The sequence below is a fragment of the Flavobacterium sp. CG_9.1 genome (genome assembly GCF_015751645.1).
Classification (GTDB): Bacteria; Bacteroidota; Bacteroidia; order Flavobacteriales; family Flavobacteriaceae; genus Flavobacterium; species Flavobacterium xanthum.
In genome coordinates this window covers 21,644-35,158 of the sequence record NZ_JADOVC010000038.1, presented here as the reverse complement: position 1 = coordinate 35,158, position 13,515 = coordinate 21,644, and the positions used below count along the sequence as shown (strand labels likewise).

General features: G+C 34.5%; 10 protein-coding genes. All 10 read left to right on the top strand.

Features of this window, described 5'->3' with window-relative positions; all coding sequences use genetic code 11:
- Nucleotides 1-1,194 (top strand): transposase (locus IWX83_RS15510; RefSeq protein WP_196831059.1); only part of this gene is annotated, 1,194 nt, incomplete at its 5' end.
- A gap of 632 nt (nucleotides 1,195-1,826) precedes the next feature.
- Nucleotides 1,827-4,886 (top strand): TonB-dependent receptor, encoded by a 3,060-nt coding sequence (locus IWX83_RS15505; protein ID WP_231380066.1) that lies wholly within the window; start codon nucleotides 1,827-1,829, stop codon nucleotides 4,884-4,886.
- A gap of 10 nt (nucleotides 4,887-4,896) precedes the next feature.
- Nucleotides 4,897-6,594, top strand: a complete 1,698-nt coding sequence (locus tag IWX83_RS15500; RefSeq protein WP_196831058.1) for a RagB/SusD family nutrient uptake outer membrane protein — start codon at nucleotides 4,897-4,899, stop codon at nucleotides 6,592-6,594.
- A 240-nt stretch (nucleotides 6,595-6,834) separates the two neighbouring features.
- Nucleotides 6,835-8,214 (top strand): Gfo/Idh/MocA family protein, encoded by a 1,380-nt coding sequence (locus IWX83_RS15495; protein ID WP_196831053.1) that lies wholly within the window; start codon nucleotides 6,835-6,837, stop codon nucleotides 8,212-8,214.
- Between the two features lie 262 nt (nucleotides 8,215-8,476).
- The gene (locus tag IWX83_RS15490; RefSeq protein ID WP_196831051.1) at nucleotides 8,477-8,896 is read left to right on the top strand and encodes a helix-turn-helix domain-containing protein; all 420 of its coding nucleotides are present in this window, start codon (nucleotides 8,477-8,479) and stop codon (nucleotides 8,894-8,896) included.
- Nucleotides 8,881-9,384, top strand: a complete 504-nt coding sequence (locus tag IWX83_RS15485; RefSeq protein ID WP_196831049.1) for an IS630 family transposase — start codon at nucleotides 8,881-8,883, stop codon at nucleotides 9,382-9,384. The genes IWX83_RS15490 and IWX83_RS15485 overlap by 16 nt, the downstream gene beginning before the upstream one ends.
- A 51-nt stretch (nucleotides 9,385-9,435) precedes the next feature.
- Nucleotides 9,436-9,750 carry a transposase gene (locus tag IWX83_RS15480; protein WP_196831047.1) on the top strand — a complete coding sequence of 105 codons (315 nt, stop codon included), beginning with the start codon at nucleotides 9,436-9,438 and terminating at the stop codon, nucleotides 9,748-9,750.
- A gap of 144 nt (nucleotides 9,751-9,894) precedes the next feature.
- Entirely contained in the window at nucleotides 9,895-10,833 is a 939-nt protein-coding gene (locus tag IWX83_RS15475; RefSeq protein ID WP_196831039.1) for a DDE-type integrase/transposase/recombinase, read from the top strand.
- A gap of 182 nt (nucleotides 10,834-11,015) precedes the next feature.
- Nucleotides 11,016-11,972, top strand: coding sequence for an aldo/keto reductase (locus IWX83_RS15470; RefSeq protein WP_196831037.1), 957 nt, complete (start codon nucleotides 11,016-11,018; stop codon nucleotides 11,970-11,972).
- 243 nt (nucleotides 11,973-12,215) lie between these two features.
- Nucleotides 12,216-13,208 (top strand): Gfo/Idh/MocA family protein, encoded by a 993-nt coding sequence (locus IWX83_RS15465; RefSeq protein ID WP_196831035.1) that lies wholly within the window; start codon nucleotides 12,216-12,218, stop codon nucleotides 13,206-13,208.
- Nucleotides 13,209-13,515: the final 307 nt, after the last annotated feature.

The window sequence follows — 13,515 nt, the reverse complement described above, 5'->3', positions numbered from 1 at the left end:
AGTTTTTCGGACGAACCTCCTTTTGATCCTTCCTTATTTGTGACATTCCGAAAGCTCTTGAGTTTAGATGTCATCAACCAAATCAATGAGAAAATCGTTGCTTTAAAAACCAAGTTGGAAGAAGATCAAAATCAGCGCAAGGACAATTCAGATTCAGATTCAAAACCTGAAAATCCAAACAGGGGAACCGTATTAATGGATGCTACTGCATGCCCACAAGATATTGCGTATCCAACAGATTTGAATCTGCTTAATGATGCCAGGGAAAAATCTGAGATGTTGATTGATATACTTTATCAAAAAGAACTTCACGGCAAAAAGCCAAGAACTTACCGCAAAACAGCACGAACTGTTTATCTTAATACTGCACCGAAAAAGAGTAAAACGGGTAAGATTATCCGTAAAGGCGTAGGTCAACAAATACGCTATTTGAAGAGAAACATCAATCATATAGAAGATTTATTGGACAAGTACAAAGGCATTCCTCTCCAGAAAAAGGAGTTGAAATATTGGTACATAATCCAGTTGCTTTATGATCAGCAGCAAGAGATGTTCCAAACAAAAATAAAGTCGTGTCCAGATCGAATTGTTAGTATTCACCAACCCCATGTAAGACCAATTGTTAGAGGAAAAAGCCAAGCAAAAGTCGAATTTGGATCCAAGATTCATTGTTCAATGATTGATGGAATTACCTTTCTGGACGAACTTAATTGGAACGCCTTCAACGAAGGCAGTAATTTGATGAATTATGTGGAGCAGTATAAGAAGCGATTCGGATGTTACCCCAAAAACCTTTTGGTAGACAAGATTTATAGTACGAGAGAAAATCGAAAAATGTTAAAAGAAATAGGCGTTAATCTAGTGGGGAAACCCTTGGGACATCCCTCACTGGCAGCGCAAATCGTCTTAAGTCCTGGTGAAAGAAATCCAATAGAAGGTAAATTTGGTCAAGCAAAGACAGGATATGGTTTAGACCGTATCAAAGCTAGGCTACAAGACACGAGCGAATCTTGGATTGCCAGCATTTTTTTGGTGCTTAACCTAGTCAAATTGGCTGGGGTGACACTTCAGTGGATAATAGTCACGATATTTGGTCATTTGTTCCTATCTGTTTTTCAAAAATTGGCTAAAAAGGAAAATAGGTGTGATTTAAAAGCAAATCACACCATCAACTATCTATTTTATGAAAAGTAAATAACAACTTGTCTCTGAGTTTTTTAGCAGACCCTAATTAAATTGGTTAATCAATTTCATTTTTATACTATTTTAAAAAAAAAATATTTCGAAGTATATTTTTTTAAACACAAATCATTAAGTATTTATTATTTCAATACCACTGTTATAAAGGAATATCTAATATTACAATAAAGTTAACTAATGCAAAAAATGTGCTCGACAACACTATAAATGTGTTCGAGCACATTTTTTTATGTTTTTTCTTTCGTAGTTTCAAAATAAAGTTTACATTAGCAAAAAATAAGCAAAAAATCTACTCTTTTATATCGAAGATTAAGAATTTAAATGCAGAGTAATCATTCATTAAAGTGATTATTATAATTGAAATATGTTTACCAATTTGTTTTCAAATCCTTAACATTATTTTTTTAGAATAACTTTAAATTATGAAATGAATGAGTTTTTTTAGAAAGTTTATTAACTAAGAGTAACTAACCAATTTTTAACAAACCAACACAAAAAATATATGTATAAATGAAGTAAATAACTAAAGATCAATTTGCAAAAATAACCAGTAAGAGGATGTGTTATTTTTACAGTTAAATTAAAGTGTGCGTTTTTAACATAAATATAAAATCAAAATGAATAATATGAAAAAAAATAATAAGTCAATTAATAGAACCCTTTCCGGGGTGAAATTTGATTTGAAAATGAAAATTATTGCGTTGTTATTAATAGCAACAGTTTTCAAAACAAATGCTAGCACGTATCATAAAAATATCACGAATATTTTAATAGTAAATGTTGAAGTTCAACAAGAACAAATTGAAATTAAAGGTAAGGTTTATGATGAAATGAACCAACCACTTCCTGGAGCTTCAGTTTTGGTAAAAGGAACTACAATAGGCACTTTAACATCTTTTGATGGAGAATATAAGATTCTCCTTCCTAAAGGAGCAACAACTTTAGTGATTTCTTATGCAGGGTATGTTAAACAAGAAGTTTTGATTAGTGATCGAAGCGTCATTGATGTTAAAATGTCAGTAGATTTGGTGAGTTTAGATGCAGTGGTTGTTGTAGGTTACAGTTCGATTAAAAAAGAGAGTCTTACCGGTTCCTTACAAACAATTAATAATAAGAAGATCACAGATGCAACAACTCCTTCTCTTGAGAATTTGTTAGCAGGAAAAGTAACTGGAGTTTATGTTAACTCCGGGTCTGGCAAGCCGGGTGAATCGGGGAAAATAATTATTAGAGGAAAAACAACTGTAAACGGAAGTACTGATCCGTTATGGGTAGTTGATGGAGTTGTTATAGGAGGCAGTGCCAGTAATATCAATCCTTCGGATATTGAAACGATGACGATACTTAAAGATGCCGCTTCTACTGCTGTGTATGGTTCGCAAGGGGCAAACGGAGTTATTGTTGTTACAACGAAAAGTGGAAAATCAGGTAAAGCTACCGTGAATTTTTCAACTAGAATGGCCGCTACAACTTTAAATACAGGAAATTTTAGCCTTAGGAACGGCGCTGAACTGTATGACTTATATGATTCTTTTTCCAATAAGCAAGATTTTTCAACTGTGTGGTGGTGGACTCCTGAACTGAGGAATAAAAACTTTGATTGGTGGGATAATGCTAAAAGAACAGGTTTAGCAACAGATCGTAATCTCTCTATAAGCGGTGGTAGTGAGGATTTTAAAAGCTATGTTTCACTAGGAGAATATGATGAAAAGGCTGCTATAAGTGGATATGATTATACGCGCTACAATGTGCTTATGAAATTCAGTTACAAAGTAAATAATTGGTTGACAATACGACCACAAATCAATGCTACACGCACAGATGTATTAGACAGACAACATTCTGTAGTCGCGATGTATCTCAATCTGCCTTGGGATAACCCTTATTTAGCAGACGGCACTTTGGTGGGAAATCGACCAAATCCTACTTGGGTAAATACAACAGGTTCAAACTATTTGTATGATTTACAATGGAACTACAGCGAGTCTAAAGCCTATAATGTTAGAAGTAATTTTGATTTTGATATCAAACTTACAGATTGGTTAACATTTGCCTCTGTAAACAATTATATCTTTTCAAATTCAAATTCTATGGTTTATTCAGATCCGCGTTCTCTCAATGGATTATCCGCAAAGGGTAGAATTGAGGACTACATGAGCTCTTATAATAGGACGTATACCAATCAATTATTTAAATTCAACAGATCATTTGGTAAGCATAATTTTAATGCCATTGCCGGTTATGAGTGGAATGAGTTTGATTCAAAAAACACCGTAGGAATTGCTACGGGATTTGCTCCAGGATTTATAGTGAGCGATGTGGCGTCAATTCCTGAAAGAGTGACAGGAAGTAGAACGCAATGGGCTGTACAATCTTTATTATCGAATGTTAATTATACCTATGATAATAAGTATTTGGCACAAGTTTCTCTAAGACGTGACGGAGCTTCAAATTTTGGGATTAATTCACAATATGGAAATTTTTTCTCCGTAAGTGGTGGATGGAATATTCATAAAGAAGACTTCTTTAATTCAGATTATATTACGAAATTAAAACTTAGAGCTAGTTATGGATCTGTAGGAAATCGACCAAACAGTCTTTATCCTCATTATGGATTGTATTCTTTAAGCACAAGCTATAATCAAAATTCAGGGGCTATTATCTCCCAAATTGCAAATCCTGATTTAAGTTGGGAAAAAACATATACAACCGGTATTGGTTTAGATGTAAGTTTTTTAAAACGATTCAACCTTACTTTAGATTATTATGATAAAAACACCTCCGATTTATTGTATCAAGTTCCTTTACCTGGAGTAATTGGAGTTACAAGTATTTGGAAAAATGTAGGAGCAGTGAGCAACAAAGGTTTCGAAGCGACACTTAATGTTGAAATTGTTGAAAATGAAGATTGGAAATGGTCAGTAGATGCTAATATCGGCGTGAATAAAAACAAAGTCACCAGTCTTTATGGGGAAAGAAAACAAATCATTATGGGAGATGGAGCGGGCTCATCCTCTAAAATATTGACACCAGGAAAAGATGTAGATACTTGGTATCTTACTGAATGGGCTGGTGTAGATCCTGAGACCGGAAGACCACAATGGTTTGAGACAAATGCAAATGGAGAACGGATAAAAACGTTTAGTTATAGTGCCGCTTCAAAAACACCGATTGCTATGGGAGCGTATACTCCTTCGTTTTTTGGTGGATTTTCAACAGATTTAAATTATAAGAGTTTTGATTTATCGGCCATATTTACCTATTCAGTAGGAGGTGAAATTTATAATTATTCCAGAACAGAATTTGATTCAGATGGTGCCTATAGTGATCGTAATCAAATGAATCTTTACAGCGGATGGAGCCGATGGGAAAAACCGGGAGATATAGCTACTCATCCTCAAGCGAGTTATAACAATAGAAGTAACTCAAACAAAGCTTCGTCTCGTTTCTTAGAAACGGGAACTTACCTAAAAATGAGAAGTCTTTCTTTAGGGTATAGCTTAAGTGTTAAGCGTTTGAATATTTCTAACCTTAGAATATTTGTATCTGCAGAAAACGTATTTACAATTTCACACTTCTCTGGAGTTGATCCTGAGATACCATCTGCAAGTGGTCCTACAGGGGTTTCAACAACAGTCTATCCCACGACACGCAAATTTGTATTAGGTCTTAATCTTACACTTTAAAAAATAAATCATGAAAAATATATTTATATTATTTATTACCATTAGTTTATTATCCTCCTGTGAACTAGACAGAGAGCCATTTGATTCATATACTGAAGACAAAATTATGGCAGATAAAGAAGCATCTATTGGAGTACTCTTAAATGGGTGTTACGCTCAACTTAAAGGATGGGGGGATGTAATGCACAGAGTAGGTGAATATCCAGGTGACAATATTATGATAAGAGGTACATCTACAGATTCTTTTTATTCTTTTATTTCGTATCAACACATTCCTGACAATGCTCGATTATCTACATTTTGGAACAATAGTTATAAAATTATTTCACAATCAAGTGACTTAATAAAAATTATTCCCGAAGGTGAAAATGCACAAATAGATCAACAATTAGGAGAAGCGTATTATTTAAGAGGAATGATTTACTTTTATCTATGTAGAACTTACGGCAGACCGTATGCTCAGTCTCCTGAAACTAATTTGGGAGTGCCAATTGTAAATGGAATGCCAGATGATATTAACAATCTACAGCTACCGAATAGAGCTACGGTAAAGCAAACATACGAACAAGCCATAAACGATCTAAAAAAAGCAGAAGCTTTAATGACGATAAAACGAAGTGCGGCTTACGCAACTAAAGGGGCTGCACAAGCGATGTTGTCAAGAGTTTATTTGTATATGAGTGGAACCTATCAAAATCCAAATCAAGAATATGCAACTCTTTCTATAGAATACGCTACTAAAGTAATTGTGAGTGGTAACTACAATTTGCTCAACAGAGCTAACTTCATGAAATACAATACGTTTGCTCCTGATGCAACTGGACAAACGGAAACAATTTTTGCTGTTAAACGAGTGGCTACAGAGTTCTCCGGTAATGCCTATTTTGGTTATATTGGAGGGATGTATGCTAACATACAAGGACAAGGTTGGGGAGAAATGTATGCAAGTGCTAAATACTTAGATTTATTGCGTAAGTCCGGCAAGAAAAATGATGCTCGATGGGCATTTATTAGTCCTCAATATTTAATTGATGCCTCCAATAATAAAACAGAAGCATTCCGTTTTGTGTATGATTCTTATGATGCGAGTGGAGTACAAACGGGGTATAACTACCTGCAGCAACCTTTGAAACTTAATACTGATGGTACTTTTTATATCAATATTGGAACTGATAAATATAATCTAACAGAAGTTGATGCTACTGAGAATAGTTATTCGATTGTCTATAAAGGAAAAACGTATAAAGGTGAAAAAGATTATATGATGTTATTAAATCGTGTATATCCAATGTACTATATTACTAAAGCCTCTTTACAAGATAACACTTCGCACCTTTATTCACCAATCATTTCAAGATTATCAGAAATGTATTTGAATATGGCAGAGGCGTATGCTAAAAAAAGGGACTATCAAAATGCTCGTATTAACTTAAATGTTGTAAGAGAACGAGCCATTGTAAATGGCGGGTATACAGCATTAACTAGTGCCAATGCTGTTCAACTAATAGATGAAGAGCGTCAGTTAGAATTAGCTTTTGAAGCAGACAGAGGATATGATGTATATAGAAACGGTCAAACAATGACCCGTCATTATCCAGGACCCCATGCTGCTATGGAAGATATTCCTGCAACAAGTTTGCGTGTGATACAATATATTCCTCAATCAGAAATCAACGCTTATCCGGGAACTTTAACTCAAAATCAATAATATAAAGGGTTACGGGTTGATATTGTAATAAACATCCTTTTGATTAAGTATAAATGGATGTTATGTAAAGCTCAAAGTGTTTTTACTAGACCGTTACGTCAGAAGAAACCTGACATTAATTTTAGTAAATTACCGTAAAGATTACTCACGGTTTAAGTTAAAAAAATAATAAAGTATTGCAGAATGGGTAATCTACAGCTTGATTATCTTCTTTTTTTTAATAAATAAATAAATTAAATTATGAAAACTAGTATTTTTAAATTACTACTTATTTCGTTTCTTTTTCTAGGATGGGCCAATTTATCCGCCCAAATGATAAAGACTCCTACTCCAAAACGTGCTATAGGACAAACCGATGTTTTGCGTCTTGCTACAGCACCAATTCCTACTGTTCGTATTGCATTTATAGGTATAGGAAGTCGGGGTCATGGAGCTGTAGAGCGAATGACTCATATTCCAGGTGTTGAAATCGTTGCGCTGTGTGACATGTTGGAAACCAATACAAAATCGGCAAACGAAATTCTTACTAAAGCAGGACTTCCAAAAGCGAAAGAATTTTTTGGAGATGAAAATGCTTGGCGCAAGGTAACTGCTCTCCCTAATGTAGATCTTGTTTATGTCGCAACAGATTGGAAACACCATGCACAAATTGGAGTTCAAGCCATGAAAGATGGTAAAAATGTGGCTATTGAAGTTCCGAGTGCAATGACAATGGAAGAAATTTGGGATCTAATCAATACTTCAGAAAAAACACGTAAACATTGTATGCAATTGGAAAATTGCGTTTACGATTTCTTTGAATTGACCACATTGAATATGGCTCAACAAGGATTATTTGGAGAAATTATTCATGCTGAAGGCTCATACATTCACGGTTTACAACCATATTGGGGCAAATACTGGAATAACTGGCGTATGGATTATAACAGAAAACACCGTGGTGATATTTATGCAACCCATGGTATGGGACCTGCTTGTTTAGCATTAAACATTCACCGTGGTGATAAAATGAATTTTTTAGTTTCTATGGATACTAAAGCCATTGGAAATCCTGCTTACATCAAAGAAAAAACAGGAGAAGATGTGAAAGACTTTAGAAACGGAGATCATACTATGACCATGATTCGTACCGAAAAAGGAAAAACAATTCAGATTCAACATGATGTAACCTCTCCTCGTCCTTACAGTCGTATGTATCAATTAAGTGGAACAAAAGGTTTTGCGAATAAATATCCAGTTGAAGGATATGCATTGGATTCAAAAGTAATAGGTGCTGATGTGGCTTCAAATCATGAAAACTTAACTGCACACAGTTTTATACCCGAAAAGGTTAAAAAAGCATTAATGGAAAAATACAAGCACCCAATTGTTCTTGGTATTGAAGAAAAAGCAAAACAAGTTGGCGGTCACGGAGGTATGGATTTTATCATGGATTATCGTTTGATTCACTGTCTTCAAAATGGTCTACCCTTAGATATGGATGTATATGACTTGGCTGAATGGACTTGTTTAGCTCCATTAACCGAGATTTCTCTTGATAACAATTCGGCACCTGTTGAAATACCAGATTTCACCCGTGGTGGTTGGAAAAAATTAAGTACAGTAGAATTTTCGAAATAAGGTGCTTTAAGTGTAACAACTACTTTTATTAGTTAATACATAAGTATGCGAATCAAGAGTTAAAAAAAGGTTGTCCGAAAATGAACTGAACGTAAAAATTTACACAAATTTATAATTAATTTTGATAATAATGAGCTCGATATTACATCGGGCTCATTTTGTTTAAATTTGATTTAATTCTTTCGTTATTATAAGTAATTGGAATAAAATAATGTCGTATTTTGTTGTTTACTTGTGATAATTTTCGTATATTTATCTCATTATGAGATATATAAAACTGAAAATAGAAGATGTTGCGGTATTGAAGCACTTGCATCAAAATATCCCTAATTATACTGTTAGAAAACGCAGTCATTGCCTTGTTTTATCAAATCAGAAACACAAGATTAAAGATCTTGCTTGCGTTTTTAATGTCAGCCGGAGAACGATTGAACGCTGGTTTGATAAATGGGAAGAAATCGGAGTTGATTCCTTGGCTGTAGCCGAAGGGAGAGGTGCGAAAACCCGTTTAGAAGATTATTCAAAAAAGGTTTCTGAGCAACTAGAAATTCATAATAGAAATTTAAAAAATGTATTGAATTACTTTGAAGAAAAACACAATATCATAATCTGCAAAAAAAACATTGCAGAATTTTTTAAAAGATACTTGGCTATAGCTGGAAACGGATGCGACTCTCTTTAAAAAATAAACGTAATAAAGAACAATTTCGAATGAAACAAATACAAATAGAAACTTTAAAGAGTTTGGAAAATGATGGATATATCGATTTGTATTTTGGTGATCAAAGTCATTTTGGATTGACTCCAAATGTTCCTTATGCTTGGCAAACAATAGAAAATCCAATATTATTACCCGCTTCTACAGGGAAGTATTTGAATGTGGTTGGAATGATGACTCGTAAAAATAAGTTTTATTTTGAAATACTTGAAACCACTTTTAATTCTGACAGATTAATCTGTTTTATGGATCGTTTTGTAGCACAAACAGTTAAAAAAACGGTCGTAATTCTTGATAATTCTCCAATACATAAATCAAAAAAATTTATGGCTAAAATTGAACAATGGAAAGAAAAAGATGTGTTGATTTATTTTTTGCCTCCGTACTCGCCCGAGTTAAACTTAATAGAAATACGATGGAGACGAATAAAATATCAATGGCTGGTGTTTTAGCCCCTTAAATAATCGGACACAATTATAAATCAAAAACTATAATTTTGCACGATGGAAAAGCGAAAATTTACCAAAGAAGAGAAGCTAAAAATCATAAAAGAAGCTTCAGAACAAGGCGTTAAACTTACATTAGAGAAGTACTCGGTATTTCCTGCGAGTTATTATGCTTGGAAAAAGAAAATGGACACTATGGGAGAAGAGGGTTTTTCTCACGGAATGACTCCAGATCAACTTAAACGCATTAGAGAGCTTGAAAAAGAAAACAAGTTACTCAAAGAAATTGTCATTCAAAAAGAGCTAGAAGGGAAATTAAAAGACGAATTAATAAAAAAGAAATTGGCCTTGGAGAAAAAAAAGAAGTTGTGAGAAGCTACATTTTTCAAGGCTTGAAAAGAGAAGTAGCTTTTCAAATATCCGCGATAACGAAACATCAATATTATTATAAAAATAAGAAAACCAAGCAAGGTCGAGGTTGTTCTACAACTACATTTTGTACTGGATAACTACGGCGTGAAATTTGAAGTTTCAAATGATGTTATTATCCAAGAAATAAAGCAAGTTCATCAAGATCCTGACACCGATTATGGTTATCAAAAGATGGAAACCTCTCTGCAAATCAAGGGATATGACATCAATCACAAAAAAGTATATCGATTGATGAAAGAAGCTCAATTGCTAAAGGAGAAACATCAAAAGCCTTCCAAAACAAGGGTAAAATACCGCAAGGTTTTTCCAAGTCAGCCTTTTGAAGTCTTGGAAATGGATATCAAATTTGTTTGGGTTGAAGAGTATAAAATGCACTGCTATGTGCTGACGACCATTGATACTTTTACAAGGGTTGTCTTGCACTGGATGGTTGCATATTCTATTAAAAAGCAAGATGTTAAACAAGCCTGGGAACATATCATAATCAATCATTTACAACCAAAAAATTGTTTAGAAAAAGGAATTAATATTGAGGTTCGCAATGATAATGATAGTCGGTTTTCGGCAAAAATGATTCAAGATTTTTTCAAAGAGAACTATCTCAATCAAGTGTTTACACATCCATACACGCCACAGGAAAATGGTCACATTGAGAGTTTTCATGCGATTTTGGCAAAAAAACTACGTCCTTATAACTTTTGGAGAATCGAAGATCTAGAAGGTGTTCTGACTCTTTTTTATGAAAAATACAACAATGAACGATTGCATTCATCGGTTTGTAATTTGCCTCCAAATATCTTTTTAGAATGTTGGAACAACGGTCTAATTGAACAAAAAAGAGACGAAATAAAATGGAAAATAACATTCAAACTCAAAATACCGTATAATCAAATATCGGGCAATACGAGTCTGAAGTGCAGTTCCTTGCGAAATTTAGAGATTCCGCCTTTTTTGGCGGATGAACTAAATTTTAATAAAAACGAAATGATCAGGCCTGAAACATCTCTACAAACATCGGTGTAAAACTCGCCTTCGTTTGTTCCTTGCAAGGCAAAGATATTTACCAATTTCGTATGTTTGTAAAACTTAAAATGTTAAAGTCCGATTATTAGGGGGTTAGACCAATAGGAGGAGAGAGAGAAGAAATGTTAATAATTGAATAGACATCGGCTTCAGCCAATGGATTTAGAAAATAGATAATAAATATGAAATACAATAGATGCGGGAAAAGCGGGTTATTATTGCCACAAATTTCTTTAGGATTATGGCATAACTTTGGGTCAATGGATAGTTTTTATAATGCAGAAAGCATCGCCAAAACCGCTTTTGACAAAGGAATCACACATTTTGACTTGGCCAACAATTACGGCCCCATTCCAGGTTCAGCGGAAACTAATTTTGGTAAAATCCTAAAAAATAATTTTCAGGGAAACCTGCGGGATGAAATGGTGATTTCGACCAAAGCAGGTTATAAAATGTGGGATGGGCCTTATGGAGAATGGGGTTCCAGAAAATATTTATTATCCAGCTTAGACCAAAGTTTGAAACGAATGAATTTGGATTATGTCGATATTTTCTATTCGCATCGTTTTGACCCCGAAACACCTTTAGAAGAAACGATGATGGCTTTGGATTATGCGGTACGCAGCGGAAAAGCTTTGTATGCAGGAATTTCTAATTACAATGCAGAACAAACTAAAGAAGCAACGGCAATTCTAAAACAATTAGGAACGCCTTGTCTGATTCATCAAGTGAAATATTCTATGTTTGTTCGCGATTGTGAAGAGGGTTTGCTCGATGTTCTCGAAGAAAAAGGGGTCGGTTGTATTGCTTTTTCGCCTTTGGCACAAGGGCTTTTGACTGATAAATACCTGAAAGGAATTCCAGAAAATTCCCGTGCTTTTAATCCAAATGGGCAATTGAAAACGGATGAAGTGACTGAGGAAAGAATTCAGAAGATCATTCAACTAAATGCCATTGCACAAGATAGAAACCAATCTTTAGCACAAATGGCATTGGCTTGGTTGCTAAACGACAACCGAATTACTTCTGTTTTAATTGGTGCCAGTTCAGTTGCTCAATTGAACAATAACATTGACAGTTTACAAAATATTGAGTTTTCTACAGAAGAATTAAGTGTAATAGAAACCATTTTAAAATAAATTTATAAAGTTTTGAATTTTGAATCTTACTATGATTAATAGCATAATATTCCCATTCTTAATCATTGGCAAAAACAAAATATTTTTCTATTTTTACTTGAGAAGGAGGAGCCAAAAAACATAATACGAGAGTGATATGGGGTTAATTTACTTCTTTTTTTCATGTTTCAGGACAAGTTATTTTTAGGGACTAAACCAGTAAATTGACTAAATAAAAAAAAGGATAAAACTAAATCAAATAAAATGATTAATGAAAACAAAGAGTCGGAGACTGTTAATTGGGGTATTCTGGGATGTGGAAATGTTACTGAAATAAAAAGTGGTCCTGCCTATCAAAAAACAGAAGGATTTCAGATTGTGGCAGTGATGAGAAGAGATGGAGATAAAGCTCAAGATTATGCCAAAAGACATGGAATCAGTAAATACTATACTGATGCGGATGCTCTAATTAATGATCCTGAAATTGATGCAATTTACATTGCCACTCCCCCAGATACTCATAAAATGTATGGACTTAAGGTCGCACAAGCTGGAAAAATTTGTTGTATCGAAAAGCCTTTAGCGCCAAATTACCAAGATAGTCTGGCGATTTATGAAGCTTTTAAAGATAAAAATATTCCCTTATTTGTTTCTTATTACAGACGTTCACTACCTCGTTTCAAACAGATAAAAACCTGGCTTGATACAAATAGCATTGGTAAAATTAGGCACATAAGATGGCATCTGAGCAAACCTGCAACACCTTTGGATTTGACAAGAAATTATAACTGGCGAACAGATGCTGAAATCGCTACTGGAGGTTATTTTGATGATTTGGCTAGCCATGGGTTAGATTTGTTTATTTATCTTTTAGGAGATATAAAAGATGTCACTGGCATTAGTCTTAATCAACAGGGATTATATTCTGCTAAAGATGCAGCTACGGCCTGTTGGCTTCATGAGTCTGGAATTACGGGAACAGGAAGCTGGAATTTTGGTTGTAGTATGAGGGAAGATATCGTGGAAATTTTTGGAAGTAAAGGTAAAATATCATTCTCTGTATTTGAAAATGAGCCATTAGTACTTTCGAATGAAGAAGGGAAACTTAATCTTTTTATTGAACATCCGGAAAACATCCAGTTGTATCATGTACAACAAATGCGGGAACATCTTCTTGGTAATAGTGTTCATCCTTCTAATGGTTCTACAGGTTCTCATACTAGCTGGGTTATGGCCAAAATTATTGGAAACATTTAGTATCAATCTATAGAGAAAACAGAGTTGTATTCTTAAAAAACATTTTATTTCTGCTATGCGTTGGATATTCCGGTTCAAACTGAACAGGTGATTCCGGAGCAAAGTGAACACCCCATTCCGGTTTTAACTGAACAGTTCGTTGCAGTTGCTCCAAAGTCCGGCTCGACTTGGTCGTCGTTTCCGATGGAGATTTCTCCTGAAGGAAGTGCATCCAAACCGACTGTTGACAGATCGTCTGGCGTATGCCACGATGTTTGCTCGACGGTAGGAGTAGCCGAGAGCTGGACATTGGGAAATATTGTCCCGT